The organism is Ruegeria arenilitoris (genome assembly GCF_013035425.1).
GTDB lineage: Bacteria > Pseudomonadota > Alphaproteobacteria > Rhodobacterales > Rhodobacteraceae > Ruegeria > Ruegeria arenilitoris_A.
Window position 1 is genome coordinate 88,716 of sequence record NZ_WQHX01000002.1, and the last position, 15,879, is coordinate 104,594.

Genomic DNA, 15,879 nt, shown 5'->3' on the forward strand with positions numbered 1-15,879 from the left:
GGAATTTTGACTGAGGTTCAGATGTTCCGTTTATTCATCGCACTGCTGCTGTCATTCGTTATGGTCAATACGGCCATGGCACAATCAGGCGAGGCCGAGGCCCCAGCAACAACTGACAGAACCGCCACTGGAGGCGCCACGACGCTTGAGGACATTCTGGCTCGGCAGCGTGGCGAGAAGATCGACAACAGTTATAGATCGGGAAACACAGGTCAAGGTAACGCAGAAGGCTTATTAGGGCAGCTGGGTACCCGAGGCGTGGCGTCAGACAGCGACGTTTTCCGCGCTTTACGTTACGGTTCGGCTGACGTCACAGTTTCGTCCAAGGGACCTGCAGCAAGCGTATTGATTCAGGATGGCGGAATGTGGTGGCTGAATTTCCGCACCGGTCCCCTGCGCGACTACGGCAACTACATAATAGGTGGGATGCTGATCGTGCTGTTACTGTTTTTCGTGCTACGGGGCCGCATTAAAATTGACGGCGAAAAAACAGGCCGGACGGTCACCAGGTTTAATGGCTTTGAACGTTTTGGGCACTGGCTATTCGCCGGATCTTTCCTCGTATTGGGTATTACCGGGTTGCTGACGCTGTACGGTCGTGATTTTCTAATTCCGCTTTTTGGCAAAGAAGGATTTGCCACAATAGCGCAGGGTTGCAAGTGGCTACACAACAATCTGGCTTGGGCATTTATGCTGGGTCTTGTGATCATTACAGTCAATTGGATTGCGCATAACATTCCCAATCGCGTTGATCTGAAATGGCTGGCTGCAGGCGGCGGATTGTTCACCAAAGGCAGCCATCCTCCCGCCAAGAAATTCAACGCCGGTCAAAAGATAATTTTCTGGCTGTGCATCTTGTTGGGTGTCTCTATCAGCCTGTCTGGTTTGTCCCTGCTCTTTCCGTTCGAGATGCCGTTGTTCGCCAAGACGTTTTCGATTGCGAATTCGACTGGTATCCCGCAACTCATGGGACTGGACTTGCCTGTTCAGATGTCGCCCCAGGAAGAGATGCAATACGCGCAAGTCTGGCACGTCATGGTCGCCTATGCGTTTATCGCAATCATCCTCGCCCACATTTATCTGGGTTCTGTCGGAATGGAGGGCGCATTTGACGCCATGGGAACGGGCGAGGTCGAAGAGCAATGGGCGCGTGAACATCACTCGCTGTGGCTGGAAGAAGTCCAGGAAAAGGAGGCTGGGAAAGCCACGGCCTCACCTGCTGAATAAATGAGAGTTTTAATCATTGCGCTGGCGCTCTTGCCTCTGCGTGCAGAGGCAGAGTTTTTTACGCTAAAAGGCCATGGTGGGCCCATAATGGGAATTGCTACCGCCCCGGATGGACGTATCGCCACTGCCAGTTTTGACAACTCCGTGGGGTTGTGGACTCAGCAGTCACCGGAATGGTTGGAAGGCCATGAGGCCGCAGTTAATTCTGTCATCTTCAACGGATCAACAATCTATTCTGCAGGAGACGACTTCACCTTGCGCCAATGGCCCGGCGGTGAGGTTATCGGCCAGCACAAGGGCAAAATTGTGGGCTTAGCGATCTCAAAAACCCATGTCGCAACAGCCAGTTGGGATGGAACGATCGGGTTGTGGCCTGTCGACGGTTCGACCCCTTCTGTGCTGGGGCCCACTGGAAGCGGTGTCAGTGACGTGGAATTTACGCCAGACGGATCACATCTGTATTCGGCCGGGGTTGATGGTTCACTGCGTCTATGGGACTTGACCACTGGGCAGGAAGTTGATCGCCTGATTGAACATGGATTTGGAATCAACAAACTAGTTCTTAATGCTCAGGATAATTGGATCGCTTATGGCGCAGTAGATGGGGTCACGCGCATCCTTGATCTGACGACGAGACAAGAACGTGACTATACGCTAGGCCGCCGCCCAATTCTTGCCCTTGCCCTTAGCCCTGACCGAACCAGATTGGCGGTCGGCGACGGCGAGGGATACATAATGCTGATCAATACAGTCAATTGGCGTATCGCTCAGGATTTTCGCGCAACTTTGCGTGGCCCGGTCTGGGCATTAGCCTTTTCTTCCGACGGCCAAAACATCCACGCAGGTGGGATTGACGAAGCTATGTACAGTTGGCCTGTCGCAACACTGTCAGAACAGGAACGGATGGCCACCGTTGAACCGAGCTTCTTGAAAAAGCCCGAGGAAATGGAAAACGGAGAGCGCCAATTCGCCCGCAAATGCTCGATATGCCATAGCCTTACAACTAACAGCCAAAGGCGCGCTGGTCCGACGCTGCATAAAATATTTGGGCGCAAGGCGGGAACTATTCCCGGATATTTGTACTCGGATACATTGCAAGACTCTGATATCATTTGGAATGATGAGACAATAAACGCTCTTTTCGACGAGGGCCCCGATCACTACATTCCTGGGTCCAAGATGCCGATGCAACGTATCACTGGCGAACAGGATCGCCTTGATCTGATCGAATTTTTGCGCGTCGCTACGGCGGACGAAAACTGAGCCGGAGGAGACCATGAAAGCTTTTCTAAGCGCCGTTGTTGTTATGGTTCTGATTACTATTGCTGCTCCTTACGCGCTGGATCAGATCGGGTTCAGCGCCGCCGACGCGGGGTCCGGGTCAGCCGTTCGACTTGACTGAATGTCACAATACCTGACCACACGTGAACTGGCCGATTTGTTGCGCATTGGCGAGCGTAAAGCCTATGATCTTGCGTCATCAGGCGAAGTGCCCTGTGTTCGGGCCATGGGAAAGCTATTATTTCCCAAGGATGAAATTGTCGTTTGGCTGAATTCATCTCGAACTGGGCCGCAGGTCGCTGAACCGCCCTTGCCACCAATCGTCGCAGGCAGCCACGATCCCCTGCTAGACTGGGCGTTACGCGAAAGCGGATCAGGCTTGGCCACCTATTATGACGGCTCGTTTGATGGGTTGCGCAGGCTAAGCGACCGAAGCGCGCAAGCCACTGTATTGCATATTCATGAAGATAACGGATTCAACGTGAAATCCCTTAAGGACACTGTTGGCGAAGCGCCCGTCGTTCTTTACGAAGTTGCACAGCGTCAACGTGGATTGTTGTCGGCGCCAGACATTTCCGACATTTCCGGATTTTCTGACTTGAAAGGCCGACGTGTTATTTTGCGTCAGGATAGCGCTGCCAGCCAACGATTGTTCGACGCCCAATTGGAAGAACATGGATTGACCAGAGCCGATCTAAATACCCTGCCTGATTGTGCCCGCACCGAAGAGGAACTGGCCATCGCACTGCGGGATGGCAAGGCAGAAGTCGGGTTCGGGCTGGGCGCACTGGCCGGATTTTTGGGGCTTAATTTTCATCCCACTCACAATGAACGATTAGATCTTGCCATATGGAGGCGCGCCTTTTTCGATCCCCCTATGCAGACTCTGATCGGTTTTTTGAACGGCCCACGTTTCATTCAGCGCGCCGATGAGCTGGGTAGTTATGACCTTTCAGGCCTTGGTCGCATCCACCACAACGGCGCCAGTGGCTAAATCAGAAATTTAATTTGCGTTTGGGAAAAATAGCTGTACGCCGTCCTGCGTGTATGAGCCTATCGCAGACTGTCCATCTGGCCCAGTCAACCATTCGATGAACCGTTGCCCTGCGGCTGATCGAACGCCAGGGTGTTTCTCCGGGTTCACCAAGATGACTCCGTATTGATTGAACAGTCGAGGATCCCCTTCGATCAAAACCTCAAGATTCCCTCGGTTTCCGAAAGTTTGCCAGGTTGCACGATCGGTCAACGTGTAAGCATTCATGCCGCTCGCCACGTTCAATGTCGCCCCCATGCCGGAACCAGTTTCCCGGTACCATGTTCCCGACACGTCGGTCAGATCAATCCCGATTGGTTGCCAAAGACGCAACTCTGCTTTGTGGGTTCCACTATCATCGCCACGTGAGGCAAAGGTAGACTCGGTCTCCGCGATCGCGGTCAATGCAGCAACGATATCATCGCCCCCTTTAACTGCCGCCGGATCAGATTTTGGGCCCACAAGAACAAAGTCGTTGTACATCACGTCAAAACGTTCCACGCCCCATCCGTCTGACACGAACTGTTCCTCTGCAGGTTTTGAATGCACCAATAAAACATCCCCGTCCCCATTGATTGCATTCCTGATCGCCTGCCCCGTTCCAACAGCGACCACACGAACATCGATGCCAGTTTCAGCCTCGAAACCCGGAAGAATATGGTCAAACAGCCCAGAATTCTGGGTAGATGTGGTGGATTGGACCACGATAAAAGGTTCTTCCGCTGCAACAGACAGTGCTGACAGGCCAAACAAAAGCACATTGGCCCGGATCAAATTTAGGATCATCGCCAATCTCCGTGAAATCCAACTTATGTGACGAGCCTGCCTGCCAAATAACGGCGCGAGGCCTCGCTTGCAGGAGAGTCTAATACCTGTTTCGCAGCGCCGTGTTCCACCACATAACCGCCCTGCATCATAACCACATCCGAAGCTAACCGCCGAGCCTGACCAATATCGTGCGTTACCATCACGATGCGCACCCCCTGGGACGAAGCACTAAGGATCATCCGTTCTATTGCTTGCGTCGCGCCTGGGTCCAATGAGCTGGTCGGTTCGTCGAGAAACAATGTCTTTGGGGAAAGAGCAAGTGCGCGCAATACAGCCAAACGCTGCGCCTCACCCCCAGAAAGATATTTGGCGGATTGCCGCGCTTTCTCGGACAGTCCGCCTTCAGCCAGCAGATCCGCGATTTTCTTCTTACGTTCGGCGCGCGCCAAACCCACTCGTTTGAGCGCAAAATCCAGGTTCCCTGCAACTGACCGCCTTAGGAGAACTGGTTGCTGGAACACCATTGCCTGTTGTGACTTGTGAACCGCATTCAAAGGGACGCCACCTTGTGTGACCCTCCCACAGTCTGGCGAAATAAGTCCGTGTAGACAACGCAACAGGAGGCTTTTTCCTGCGCCGTTCGGCCCTAAAATCAAAGTAGGACCCGGGCCATTCAGACTTAGTTGAGGCACATCCAAAAGGACCGAGCCTTTTCGGGTGATATGAACACCGCTTACTTTCAAACCGGCTGTTTCTTCAATCATGAGGTCACGCATGGCGCAGGCCTTCTTGTTCAGCCCGCAATGTCAGTGTGCTGACCATTGCGTTAACCGCGACTGCTATTCCTATCAAGATCGCCCCTAGCGCCAAAGCCAACGCCAGATTGCCTTTAGAGGTTTCAAGCGCGATGGTTGTTGTCATCACCCGGGTTACATGGTTGATATTTCCACCTACAATAATGACCGCACCGACTTCGGCGATCGCCCGACCGAAACCTGCTAACAAGGCCGTCACCAACGCCAATCGCGCATCCCACAACAGAACGGGCACCGATGCCAGCCGCGAAACGCCTAGCGACCGAAGCTGTTCGGCATATTCCTCGGCCAATATTTCAACTACTTGCCGGGTCAAAGCCGAGATGATTGGTGTAACCAACACGACCTGAGCGATAATCATCGCGGTTGGCGTATATAGCAGTTCGAAAACCCCAAGCGGCCCAGAACGAGACAGCATGAGATAGACTAGAAGGCCGACAACAACTGGAGGGAGCCCCATTAGTGCATTCATCAGAATAATCAGGACCCGACGCCCAGGAAATCTTGCCACAGCCAGCGCGGCACCCAGTGGCATTCCTATGACAGCCGAAATCAAGACCGCGAGAATTGAAACTTCCAGAGACAACAGAACAATTGACCAAAGCTCTGCATCTCCCCGAAAGATTAAAGCCAAAGCCGCACTGAATTCTGATGAAAATCCCTGCATTTTCTCCTCATAACGCAAAAATCAGGATGATCTGCGCTGAATTACAGTGAAATATGAAGCCGATCCGACGTCAAGTGCGGTTAGCCGACCGGTAACCACAAAAAAACGCGACCTCAAAGAGGCCGCGTTCGTTACTTTCACGTGCGTGGGGTTAATTTAGCGCTGCATCTGTAATCTGATGCGTCCAGGCGCCTTCTGGTTGTTTTGTAATGACCGGATCGGATCCACCCGCCAACAAAGTCGCAACTGTGCGATCAAAATCGGCCGGGTCCAACGCTCCATTCGAGCCTGCCGTCAGTTTGGCGATTTCGCCCATCATACGGTTTTGGTGCTCTTCAGTCTGTGCGCCGGTCGCATCATTTTCCAGCACAATTTCTGCGGCTTCAGCCGGGTTTTCCTCAGCGTATTTCCAGCCTTTCATCGAAGCGCGAACAAAGCGTTCCATTTTGTCGACAAATGCCGCATCGCCCAGGTTTTCTTCCAGCACATAAAGGCCGTCTTCCAACGTTGCTACGCCTTGATCTTCATACTTGAAGGTGACCAGTTCATCCGGGTTTACCCCCGCGTCGATGACTTGCCAGTACTCGTTGTACGTCATAGTGCTGATGCAATCTGCCTGACGCTGCAAAAGAGGGTCGACGTTGAAGCCTTGCTTCAGAACCTCAACCCCGCTTTCGCTTTTTCCGTCTGTGTCGATGCCAAGCTGGCTCATCCAACTCATGAACGGAAACTCGTTTCCAAAGAACCAAACGCCCAAAGTACGGTTTTTCAGATCCTCAGGTGAGGAAATACCCGCGTCTTTCCAGCAGGTCAGCATCATGCCCGAACTCTTGAAAGGCTGCGCGATGTTAACCAACGGTAGACCTTTTTCCCGCGCAGCTAAGGCCGCAGGCATCCATTCGACAGTTACATCCGCGCCTCCGCCTGCAATCACTTGAGTTGGCGCAATGTCAGGGCCTCCGGGAAGGATCGTAACATCCAGCCCCTCTTCTTCGTAGAAACCCTTGTCCTTAGCCACGTAGTATCCAGCAAATTGCGCTTGCGTGACCCATTTCAATTGCAATGTCACCTCGTCCGCTGCAAGGGCCATACTGGCCGCCATACCGAAGGCGGCAACCGCTCCGCTAAGTAGCATTTTCATTTTGATATCTCCTAGTTGCTTTTTTGTTGCCCCTTGACCGGGGTCTGTTGAATTATTCTCACTGTTTTTCACGTTGCGACGGGTGCCAAAACGTAACCGCTTTCTCGATACCGGCGACAAGCCCGTAGAACGCTGTGCCGGCCAGTGCCGCGACGACGATTTCGGCCCAGACCATGTCCAACGACAGTTGCCCAACGCTGGTCGAAATCCGAAAACCCATACCAAGAGTTGGCGAACCAAAGAATTCCGCCACAATAGCGCCGATAAGGGCCAGTGTCGTCGAAATCTTCAACCCATTGAAAACGAAAGGCATCGCAGCAGGCAAACGTAATTTCAAAAAGCTTTGCCAGTAGGATGCGGCATACGTCTCCATAAGATCCCTTTGCATCGCAGTCGCCTCTCGCAGTCCTGCTACAGTATTCACAAGCATCGGGAAGAAAACCATCACCACGACCACGGCGGACTTCGAGTGCCAATCGAATCCAAACCACATAACCAGTATGGGCGCGGTCCCAACAATCGGCAAGGCGGCCACAAAATTTCCAACCGGTAAAAGACCGAGACGAAGAAAATCCCACCGATCCACCGCAATGGCCGTCAGAAATGCCGCGCTGCATCCAATGACGTAACCACTCAAGGCGCCCTTGATGATTGTCTGAACAAAATCCTCCCACAGAATGGGCAGGCTATTTGCAAATCTCAGCCCAATAACGGAAGGAGCAGGCAGGATGACCAACGGCACCTCTAGCCCCCGGACTAACAGCTCCCACACAAAAATAATGGTCAAGCCGAATATCAACGGCGCCAGAAAACGAACCACTTGGCTGTCCGCCTGCGGGCCACTTGCCAGGCGATTGTTTAGCCACCAGCCAAAGATCCAAACAAGCAGCGCAAGAAATACCAGCGTCATCGGGCCATCCCCATTTTCCGGAGAACAGTCCGTTCAATTAGCCCCAACAAACCTACCAGGCAGGCCGCCAATACGGCTGCAGCAAAAAGCGCCGACCAAATTTGCACGGTCTGGCCATAATAACTGCCGGCCAACAGACGAGCCCCCAAACCGGCGACCGCCCCTGTCGGCAACTCGCCAACGATGGCCCCGACCAGAGACGCCGCAACGCCGATTTTGAGCGATGCAAAAAGGTATGGCATCGAGGCAGGCAGACGAAGTTTCCAAAATCCTTGAGACTGACTTGCGTTATAGGTTCGCAGAAGATCTAGTTGCATCGCATCCGGACTACGCAAGCCTTTGACCATGCCGACAACAACAGGGAAAAAGCTTAGGTAGGCTGAAATGATAGCCTTGGGAATAATTCCCTGAACGCCTACCGAATACAGAACTACGATGATCATCGGCGCCAGCGCGATGATCGGTATTGTTTGGCTGACGATAGCCCAAGGCATAACCGAAAGGTCCATGACGCGACTGTGAACGATCCCAACGGCCAGCAAAATGCCGAGGCCCGTACCAATTACGAAACCTAACATCGTTGCACTGAGCGTCACCCAGCCGTGATAAATAAGCGAGCGTTTTGAAGTGATCTTTTTCCCCACCGTCGTGTCCCATAGTTCTGCTGAAACTTGGTGCGGAGACGGAAGGCGCGGTTTACCCTGCGCCCAAGTGGACGGAATTGCAAACCCATTGTCCAATACCAGTCCAATCTCGCTCATGTCCCGACGCGCGCTGGCAGAGGGCGGTTGTACCTCTGCGCCCCCGCGTTCCAGCTCGGTCAAAACACCCTTGATATTCATCGGAACGCAGGCGGCGTACCAAGCCAGAACGATCACAAATACGACCGTCAGAACGGCAACGACCTGTTTCATGCGCGCCACTCCATCCGAATGACTGGCAGTGTCTCGGGCGGTGTAGGCGGTTCTATGCCTGTCGCCTCGAATCCTTCACGGCGATAGAATTTTTGCGCGGCCTTGTTCGGCTCGTGAGCTGTGAGCCAAAGATAGTCACGCCCTGACTTTGCCTGATCCAATAAACGTTTGCCGATACCTTGCCCAGTGCGCAGACAATACAGTGCACCAACCTTTTGTTCCTTTGGGTCAACGGACATGTAACAATCAACCGGATCCCCGACGACCCAAATCTCGCGTGCAGGAAACGCCTCGCGGATCAACGCTTCCAACTCGTCTTCGGTCAATTCTTCGGGCATCCAGTCAGTTTGCGACATCCATGCCGCAATAACATGCGCACAAGCCCGTACATCTTCTGGCTCTGCCCTTCTGATGGCATCCAATGACATCAGACTTCATCTCCGTGGCCAGCTCGCAACCCTTCGCGAACACGATGGGCAACATCGATGAATTCCTGTGTATCGCGGATATCCAGCGGACGCTCTTTAGGCAGTGGGCTTTCGATAACATCTGTAATCCGCCCTGGGCGAGGGCTCATGACCACAATTTTGGTGCTTAGATAAACTGCTTCGGGGATCGAATGGGTCACGAAACCAATGGTCTTTTTTGTCCGCGCCCACAGCGCCAAAAGTTGCTCATTCAAATGATCGCGCACAATTTCGTCCAGTGCGCCAAAAGGCTCGTCCATCAACAGGATGTCCGCGTCGAACGCCAGGGCGCGCGCGATGCTGGCTCGTTGCTGCATGCCGCCTGACAGCTGCCAAGGGAACTTGCCGCCAAACCCTTTTAAGTCAACGAGTTCCAGAACCCTATCTACACGCTCATCTTGGTCGGCTTTAGAATAACCCATAATCTCAAGCGGCAGTTTTACGTTCTTGGCAATCGTCCTCCAAGGATACAACCCGGCAGCTTGAAACACATATCCGTACGCTCTGTTTCGTCTGGCTTGATCCGGCGTCATTCCGTTGACGGTCAAATTGCCGCCGGTTGGGGTTTCCAGTGCCGCTATGCATCGAAGAAAAGTCGTCTTCCCGCAACCCGATGGCCCTATAAAGCTGACGAACTCACCTTTGCTAATTTCCAGATTCACATCTTTTAATGCGTGAACCGGCCCGTCATTGGTTTGAAAGGTGAGATCCAGCTGTCTTGCCTCGACGACAGGCTGGGTAGTGCTTTCAGTATTCATTCCACCGCCTTGAAAAAATTCGATATTTAGCCGCCGGTGCGACGGTCTGGCTGCGTCATACACCCGTTGCCGGAATTCCGCTACGTTTGATCGGTTGAGGTGCTGTCAATTCTTTCCAGGTACTCAGCGCTTTGTTTACATGGCTGTTGGGTTCCCGCGCGACGAATTCTCCATGACCTTCTTGTGTGCGTATTTCCCCATCGTGAACAGCAATCTGACCTCGCGACAAAGTAAACCGAGGCAGTCCTTTGACTTCTTTGCCCTCAAAAACGTTGTAGTCAATCGCAGATTGCTGGTTTTTAGCGGAAATAGTTTTGGTTTTTTCAGGGTCCCAAACTACGATATCTGCGTCAGCACCGACGAGAATTGCGCCCTTTTTCGGATAACAATTCAATATCTTAGCGATGTTTGTCGAGGTAACCGCCACGAATTCGTGTGGCGTTAGTCGCCCTGTGTTAACGCCATGCGTCCATAACATAGGCATACGATCTTCCAAACCGCCAGTACCGTTGGGAATCTTCGTGAAGTCACCCACTCCGTAACGTTTCTGATCGGTTGTGAAAGCACAATGATCGGTGGCCACAACGCTGAGCGTTCCAGAATGAAGACCCGCCCACAAGCTGTCCTGATGTTGCTTGTTTCGGAACGGCGGGCTCATTACACGGCGGGCAGCATGATCCCAATCGGGATGAAAATACTCACTTTCGTCCAATGTCAGATGCTGGATCAACGGTTCACCCCAAACACGCTTGCCCTGCATCTTGGCGCGTCGGATGGCCTCATGTGCTTCTTCGCAGGACGTATGGACGACATACAGCGGCACACCCGCCATATCGGCAATCATAATGGCTCGGTTCGTCGCCTCTCCTTCGACCTGCGGTGGTCGCGAATAGGCATGTGCTTCTGGCCCCGTATTTCCTTCCGCCAGCAACTTTGCACTGAGTTCGGCGACAACATCCCCATTTTCCGCGTGGACCATGGCGATACCGCCTAATTCGGCCAGGCGCGTGAATGAGGCAAACAGCTCGTCATCGTTCACCATCAGAGCGCCTTTGTAAGCGAGGAAGTGTTTAAACGTATTTATTCCACGCTCTTCAACGACAGTCTTCATGTCATTGAAAACCTGTTCTCCCCACCATGTCACGGCCATATGAAAGGAATAGTCACAGTTTGCACGTGTTGATTTGTTGTCCCAGCGCTTCAAAGCGTCCAGCAGGCTTTCTCCCGGATTTGGCAACGCAAAATCAACAACCATCGTCGTACCACCAGCCAAGGCCGCGCGCGTTCCGCTTTCAAAATCATCGCTGGAATATGTGCCCATGAAGGGCATCTCAAGATGGGTGTGGGGGTCGATCCCACCCGGCATGACATAACAACCGGTCGCGTCCAATTCTTTATCACCTTTCAAATCAGGGCCAATTTCTGTGATTACCCCGCCCTCGACCTTTACATCCGCCTTGTATGTCAGGTCGGCTGTCAGAACGGTTCCGTTTTTGATAACAGTGCTCATATTAATCTCCCTGCGCGGTTTGTCCCGCTTACTTTATCTGGCCAAATATCTGGTACCTCACCTTAGGGGCGAGGGAACAGCGCCCTTTATTCCACGATTTCGGCTGTCTCGACGACCGCATGGAGCAGAACATCCGCTCCTGCCGCGGCCCAATCTTTGCTGATTTCCTCGGCTTCGTTATGGCTTAGCCCATCAACACATGGGCACATGACCATTGCGGTAGGAGCCACGCGATTGATCCAACAAGCATCGTGGCCAGCACCAGAAATAATATCTGTGTGGGAATAGCCTAGCCGCTCGGACGCTCCACGAACCGCCGCAACGCAGTCTTCGTCGAATTTGACCGGATCGAATCCACCAACTTTCTCAAATTCGATCTCCAGCCCCATTTTATTTACTATTTCTTGTGCCGAAACCCGCAGTCGATTTTCCATGTCTTCAATGACTGATAATTCGGGCGAGCGAAAATCCACCGTAAATACGACTTTGCCCGGGATAACGTTTCGCGAGTTTGGGTAAACATCGATATGGCCCGCCGCACCAACAGCATGCGGTGCATGCGACCACGCAATTTCATCCACCTTTTCCAAAATTCGGGCCATTGCCAAACCCGCATTTTTCCGCATCGGCATTGGTGTTGAACCGGTATGCGCGTCCTTGCCCGTCACGGTGATTTGCGTCCAGCTTAGTCCTTGCCCGTGCGTAACAACGCCAATGTCCTTTCCTTCGGCTTCAAGGATTGGTCCCTGTTCAATGTGTAGTTCAAAGAACGCATGCATCTTGCGCGCGCCCACTTCTTCGTCGCCGCGCCAACCAATGCGGCTTAGTTCATCGCCAAATTTCTTACCATCAGCATCTTCACGATCATAAGCCCAGTCCTGTGTATGCATTCCCGCAAATACGCCGGACGACAACATTGCAGGCGCATAACGCGTACCTTCTTCGTTAGTCCAGTTGGTGACGACAATCGGGTGCTTGGTCTTTATACCAAGATCATTGAGCGTTCGAACAATTTCCAAGCCGCCCAAAACACCAAGGACACCATCGTATTTTCCGCCGGTAGGCTGAGTATCCAGATGCGATCCCACATAGACTGGTAGCGCCTCAGGGTCACTGCCCTCTCTTCGCGCAAACATGTTGCCCATTTGGTCCAGCCCCATCGAACAGCCCGCGTCTTCGCACCAAGACTGAAACAACGCTCTTCCTTCTGCGTCCTCATCAGTCAAAGTTTGCCGGTTGTTTCCTCCCGCAACGCCTGGGCCGATCTTCGCCATCTCCATCAGGCTTTCCCAAAGCCTGTCGCCATTAATCCTGAGGTTCTGAGCCGGAGCTGACATGTTGTTTTCCCTGTTGCTTGCGATTTGGCTCGCTTTTAACGTCTTGATTTGACCATCTGGTCAAACTCACGCTATCACGGGTTCGACATCAGTCAAGAAATTGCATAGTGACGCAAGAGTTTTCGGCATATTTCTTGCTCGTCAGGCGAAAAAAGAGACGACCGGAGAACATGCCTAAAGACCGCGCCCCGACCCGCATTCAGAAAAAGAACCGCGCAGCGATTCTCGAGGCCGCGTTAAACGTGTTTTCAGCACATGGGTTTCGAGGCTCGACAGTTGATCAAATCGCATCCGAGGCAGGCCTGAGCAAACCGAACCTTTTGTACTATTTTCCCTCAAAAGAGGCGATTCATACGGCCCTTTTATCTGGTTTGCTTGAAACTTGGCTGGCGCCGCTAAACGACTTGGACGAAGAAGGAGATCCCCTGCAGGAAATCCTTTCCTATATTCATCGCAAGCTGCAGATGAGTCGCGAACTTCCCCGCGAAAGCCGCCTTTTCGCCAATGAACTGGTCCAAGGGGCACCACGAATTCACAACGCGCTTTCAAACGATCTGAAAGTACTAGTCGACGAAAAATCAGCGGTATTATCCAAGTGGATGGATCAGGGAAAAATAGCTCGTGTTCATACCCATCACCTCATTTTTTCAATATGGGCACTAACCCAACACTACGCCGACTTCGACGTACAAGTGCGAGCGATTTTGGGGGAAGAAGACCCATTCGAAGGCGCAGAACAGTTTATCGACACCCTATACCGCAAGTTGCTCACGCCATAGGCAGCGCAATGCCAATCTTACTTGCGCAGCACTCGGATATTTAGAGAACTAAAATTCGTCACGGTTATAACGAAACCGCTGGGAAATTTTCTGCGATGTCTCCCCCTACTCGGCCGCTTTGGCCATCGGGTTGTTCGGATGCGTCGTCCAATTCGCATAGCCTGGCTGCACTACGTCGCCGGTGCGCGGGTCGACCTCGCCTGCTGCCATCGGCACCATTGTGATACATCCTTCGACCGGACAAACGTCGACGCACAGGTTACAGGCCACACATTCTTCGTCTTTCACCTCGAACACCCGATCCGCGGATATCGAAATCGCCTGATGGCTGGTGTCTTCGCATGCGGCATAGCAACGGCCGCACTTGATACACTGATCCTGATCAATCTTGGCTTTGGCAACATAGTTAAGGTTCAGGTATTGCCAATCGGTGACGTTCGGAACCGCTCGCCCAACAAAATCTGAAACCTGACTGTAGCCTTTCTTGTCCATCCACTCGGAAAGCCCAGCCGTAAGTTCGTCAATGATCTTAAAGCCGTATGTCATCGCTGCTGTGCAAACCTGAACGTTTCCGCAGCCCAATGATATGAATTCAGCCGCATCGCGCCATGTCGTAACACCGCCAATACCAGAAATCGGTAGACCACGAGTAGTTTCGTTGCGCGCTATTTCGGAGACCATAGACAAAGCAATCGGTTTCACCGCTGGTCCGCAATAACCCCCGTGACTGCCCTTGCCGTCAATCGAAGGTTCAGGGCTAAAGGTGTCAAGGTCAACGCTGGTGATAGAGTTGATTGTGTTAATTAACGATACTGCGTCTGCGCCACCATTTTTAGCAGCTGCCGCGGGTTTTCGAATGTCCGTGATATTCGGCGTAAGCTTAACAATGACGGGACGATCATAGTACCTCTTGCACCAGCGTGTGACCATCTCGATATATTCCGGAACTTGGCCAACGGCCGAACCCATGCCGCGCTCACTCATTCCGTGAGGACAACCAAAATTAAGTTCAATGCCGTCCGCTCCTGTTTCCGCGACGCGAGGAAGAATGGCTTTCCACGCTTCTTCCTCGCACGGAACCATAATCGAGGCGATGAGCGCGCGATCGGGGTAGTCTGCCTTGACCCGCGCCATTTCTTCCAAATTCACCTCAAGCGGACGGTCGGTGATCAGTTCAATGTTGTTTAAGCCGAGTAAACGGCGATCTGCGCCGTATATCGCTCCATAACGGGGCCCGTTAACATTTACGACCGGTGGCCCTTCTGAACCTAGCGTTTTCCATACAACGCCGCCCCATCCTGCCTCAAACGCCCGGCGAACGTTGTATTCCTTATCGGTCGGGGGCGCAGAGGCCAGCCAAAATGGGTTCGGACTGGAAATCCCCAGAAAATCTGTTGTCAGGTCTGCCATGGATCCTCCTCACCGGCTCAGCCAGTTTTCTTGAATATCATTTCCGTCGGGCGGATTCGCCCGGCCCTTAGATTTGCGAAATAGTTCTTGAACTTCTCGGGTGCGGTTTCACCCATCATCAGGTGAATGCCCATCGGGGCAGGCCCATCCTTCGCCGCCTTGGCGAATGCCTCTTCAAAAAAGGCCAAAGCAAATTCAGTACGGTCGTTCTCTGAAACCAGACTTAAGCCCGAGAGTTCGGCTGATTTTTTGTAGATTTCCGGTTTGTCCACAAAAGACGTGTCCGGTTGCGTCGACCACGGCAAAGGAAAAGCCATAGGCTCGTCTACGTGTCCGCGCATAACGTCAAAAAGCGCAAAAGTGCCATCTTTAGCAAGTGCACGGGATACTTCCGAAAATATCCCCTGCTTGTCTTCAATATTCATTCCCACGTGCAACATAATCGCCAAGTCAAACCCGGCATCAGGTACAGGCATATCCAGCGCGCTGCCTTCCAGAAAACTGACCTTATCTGAAAGCCCTACAAGCTCGCTTAATGACTTTGCGGTTTCAACAAACTCGGGCGTCAAATCAAACCCGGTTACTTTCGCTCCAAACCGATCGGCAACGTAACGCGAGGTACCGCCTATGCCGCAGCCGATATCCAAAACTCTGGTTGCGGGCGTCAAAGAGAGTTGATTGAAAAGATGATAAGTCGCCGCGACGCCACCCGTGTGGAATTCGTCGCTGGCTTTCAAGTCAGCAGCAGTCGCAGAATCGGGATTTACTCCGCTGGCTTTCAACGCGTCGCGAACACGCGTGGTTAAAGCTCCGGTTGTGTAGTGACGTGCAACTGCGTCTTCTATCTCAGACATTGCAATTC

General features: G+C 52.7%; 17 protein-coding genes. 5 read left to right on the forward strand and 12 right to left on the reverse strand.

What is annotated here, in order from left to right:
* Nucleotides 1-21: 21 nt before the first annotated feature.
* From GOV45_RS06035 to GOV45_RS06045, 4 genes are read left to right on the forward strand one after another with little or no spacing between them, the layout of a single operon-like run.
* Nucleotides 22-1,227 carry a formate dehydrogenase subunit gamma gene (locus tag GOV45_RS06035; protein WP_170475548.1) on the forward strand — a complete coding sequence of 402 codons (1,206 nt, stop codon included), beginning with the start codon at nt 22-24 and terminating at the stop codon, nt 1,225-1,227.
* On the forward strand, nt 1,228-2,490 hold the full coding sequence (locus GOV45_RS06040; RefSeq protein ID WP_170475549.1) for a c-type cytochrome: 1,263 nt from the start codon (nt 1,228-1,230) through the stop codon (nt 2,488-2,490). It abuts the gene before it with no gap.
* A gap of 13 nt (nt 2,491-2,503) precedes the next feature.
* Nucleotides 2,504-2,629: a hypothetical protein gene (locus GOV45_RS23450; protein WP_302477855.1), complete on the forward strand. Its 126-nt coding sequence runs from the start codon at nt 2,504-2,506 to the stop codon at nt 2,627-2,629.
* On the forward strand, nt 2,630-3,502 hold the full coding sequence (locus tag GOV45_RS06045; RefSeq protein ID WP_170475551.1) for a helix-turn-helix transcriptional regulator: 873 nt from the start codon (nt 2,630-2,632) through the stop codon (nt 3,500-3,502). It begins immediately after the preceding gene.
* Between the two features lie 9 nt (nt 3,503-3,511).
* On the opposite strand, the gene GOV45_RS06050 is transcribed toward GOV45_RS06045, so the two are convergent.
* The 10 genes from GOV45_RS06050 to GOV45_RS06095 all read right to left on the reverse strand — a co-directional run bounded on the left by GOV45_RS06050 (nt 3,512) and on the right by GOV45_RS06095 (nt 12,828).
* Nucleotides 3,512-4,327: a substrate-binding domain-containing protein gene (locus tag GOV45_RS06050; RefSeq protein ID WP_170475553.1), complete on the reverse strand. Its 816-nt coding sequence runs from the start codon at nt 4,325-4,327 to the stop codon at nt 3,512-3,514.
* Between the two features lie 23 nt (nt 4,328-4,350).
* Nucleotides 4,351-5,085, reverse strand: a complete 735-nt coding sequence (locus GOV45_RS06055; protein WP_170475554.1) for an ATP-binding cassette domain-containing protein — start codon at nt 5,083-5,085, stop codon at nt 4,351-4,353.
* The gene (locus GOV45_RS06060; protein WP_170475556.1) at nt 5,078-5,791 is read right to left on the reverse strand and encodes an ABC transporter permease; all 714 of its coding nucleotides are present in this window, start codon (nt 5,789-5,791) and stop codon (nt 5,078-5,080) included. The genes GOV45_RS06055 and GOV45_RS06060 overlap by 8 nt, the downstream gene beginning before the upstream one ends.
* 151 nt (nt 5,792-5,942) lie before the next feature.
* Nucleotides 5,943-6,932 (reverse strand): ABC transporter substrate-binding protein, encoded by a 990-nt coding sequence (locus tag GOV45_RS06065; protein ID WP_170475558.1) that lies wholly within the window; start codon nt 6,930-6,932, stop codon nt 5,943-5,945.
* Between the two features lie 58 nt (nt 6,933-6,990).
* Entirely contained in the window at nt 6,991-7,842 is an 852-nt protein-coding gene (locus tag GOV45_RS06070) for an ABC transporter permease (protein WP_170475559.1), read from the reverse strand.
* Entirely contained in the window at nt 7,839-8,756 is a 918-nt protein-coding gene (locus GOV45_RS06075) for an ABC transporter permease (RefSeq protein ID WP_170475561.1), read from the reverse strand. The genes GOV45_RS06070 and GOV45_RS06075 overlap by 4 nt, the downstream gene beginning before the upstream one ends.
* Nucleotides 8,753-9,184 (reverse strand): GNAT family N-acetyltransferase, encoded by a 432-nt coding sequence (locus tag GOV45_RS06080; protein ID WP_170475563.1) that lies wholly within the window; start codon nt 9,182-9,184, stop codon nt 8,753-8,755. Before GOV45_RS06080 ends, GOV45_RS06075 begins: the two co-directional genes overlap by 4 nt.
* Nucleotides 9,184-9,981, reverse strand: a complete 798-nt coding sequence (locus GOV45_RS06085) for an ABC transporter ATP-binding protein (protein ID WP_170475565.1) — start codon at nt 9,979-9,981, stop codon at nt 9,184-9,186. Before GOV45_RS06085 ends, GOV45_RS06080 begins: the two co-directional genes overlap by 1 nt.
* A gap of 55 nt (nt 9,982-10,036) precedes the next feature.
* The gene (gene hydA, locus GOV45_RS06090) at nt 10,037-11,491 is read right to left on the reverse strand and encodes a dihydropyrimidinase (protein ID WP_170475567.1); all 1,455 of its coding nucleotides are present in this window, start codon (nt 11,489-11,491) and stop codon (nt 10,037-10,039) included.
* An 86-nt stretch (nt 11,492-11,577) separates the two neighbouring features.
* Entirely contained in the window at nt 11,578-12,828 is a 1,251-nt protein-coding gene (locus GOV45_RS06095; protein WP_170475569.1) for a Zn-dependent hydrolase, read from the reverse strand.
* 170 nt (nt 12,829-12,998) lie between these two features.
* On the opposite strand from GOV45_RS06095, the gene GOV45_RS06100 reads away from it, so the two are divergent.
* Nucleotides 12,999-13,607, forward strand: a complete 609-nt coding sequence (locus tag GOV45_RS06100) for a TetR family transcriptional regulator C-terminal domain-containing protein (RefSeq protein WP_170475570.1) — start codon at nt 12,999-13,001, stop codon at nt 13,605-13,607.
* A gap of 105 nt (nt 13,608-13,712) precedes the next feature.
* Here the strand turns inward: GOV45_RS06100 and preA are convergent, their stop codons facing one another.
* Both preA and GOV45_RS06110 read right to left on the reverse strand, forming a co-directional pair.
* Complete coding sequence (gene preA, locus GOV45_RS06105) at nt 13,713-15,017, reverse strand: NAD-dependent dihydropyrimidine dehydrogenase subunit PreA (protein ID WP_170475572.1); 1,305 nt, start codon at nt 15,015-15,017, stop codon at nt 13,713-13,715.
* A 17-nt stretch (nt 15,018-15,034) separates the two neighbouring features.
* Entirely contained in the window at nt 15,035-15,871 is an 837-nt protein-coding gene (locus tag GOV45_RS06110; protein ID WP_170475575.1) for a class I SAM-dependent methyltransferase, read from the reverse strand.
* Nucleotides 15,872-15,879 lie beyond the last annotated feature (8 nt).

Excerpts from the sequence above, each read along its gene's own strand:
- GOV45_RS06100 (WP_170475570.1), top strand. The coding sequence starts at position 12,999 with ATGCCTAAAGACCGCGCCCCGACCCGCATTCAGAAAAAGAACCGCGCA.
- GOV45_RS23450 (WP_302477855.1), top strand. The coding sequence starts at position 2,504 with ATGAAAGCTTTTCTAAGCGCCGTTGTTGTTATGGTTCTGATTACTATT.
- hydA (WP_170475567.1), bottom strand. The coding sequence starts at position 11,491 with ATGAGCACTGTTATCAAAAACGGAACCGTTCTGACAGCCGACCTGACA.
- preA (WP_170475572.1), bottom strand. The coding sequence starts at position 15,017 with ATGGCAGACCTGACAACAGATTTTCTGGGGATTTCCAGTCCGAACCCA.
- GOV45_RS06050 (WP_170475553.1), bottom strand. The coding sequence starts at position 4,327 with ATGATCCTAAATTTGATCCGGGCCAATGTGCTTTTGTTTGGCCTGTCA.
- GOV45_RS06055 (WP_170475554.1), bottom strand. The coding sequence starts at position 5,085 with ATGCGTGACCTCATGATTGAAGAAACAGCCGGTTTGAAAGTAAGCGGT.
- GOV45_RS06065 (WP_170475558.1), bottom strand. The coding sequence starts at position 6,932 with ATGAAAATGCTACTTAGCGGAGCGGTTGCCGCCTTCGGTATGGCGGCC.
- GOV45_RS06085 (WP_170475565.1), bottom strand. The coding sequence starts at position 9,981 with ATGAATACTGAAAGCACTACCCAGCCTGTCGTCGAGGCAAGACAGCTG.
- GOV45_RS06035 (WP_170475548.1), top strand. The coding sequence starts at position 22 with ATGTTCCGTTTATTCATCGCACTGCTGCTGTCATTCGTTATGGTCAAT.
- GOV45_RS06060 (WP_170475556.1), bottom strand. The coding sequence starts at position 5,791 with ATGCAGGGATTTTCATCAGAATTCAGTGCGGCTTTGGCTTTAATCTTT.
- GOV45_RS06075 (WP_170475561.1), bottom strand. The coding sequence starts at position 8,756 with ATGAAACAGGTCGTTGCCGTTCTGACGGTCGTATTTGTGATCGTTCTG.
- GOV45_RS06095 (WP_170475569.1), bottom strand. The coding sequence starts at position 12,828 with ATGTCAGCTCCGGCTCAGAACCTCAGGATTAATGGCGACAGGCTTTGG.
- GOV45_RS06110 (WP_170475575.1), bottom strand. The coding sequence starts at position 15,871 with ATGTCTGAGATAGAAGACGCAGTTGCACGTCACTACACAACCGGAGCT.
- GOV45_RS06070 (WP_170475559.1), bottom strand. The coding sequence starts at position 7,842 with ATGACGCTGGTATTTCTTGCGCTGCTTGTTTGGATCTTTGGCTGGTGG.
- GOV45_RS06040 (WP_170475549.1), top strand. The coding sequence starts at position 1,228 with ATGAGAGTTTTAATCATTGCGCTGGCGCTCTTGCCTCTGCGTGCAGAG.
- GOV45_RS06080 (WP_170475563.1), bottom strand. The coding sequence starts at position 9,184 with ATGTCATTGGATGCCATCAGAAGGGCAGAGCCAGAAGATGTACGGGCT.
- GOV45_RS06045 (WP_170475551.1), top strand. The coding sequence starts at position 2,630 with ATGTCACAATACCTGACCACACGTGAACTGGCCGATTTGTTGCGCATT.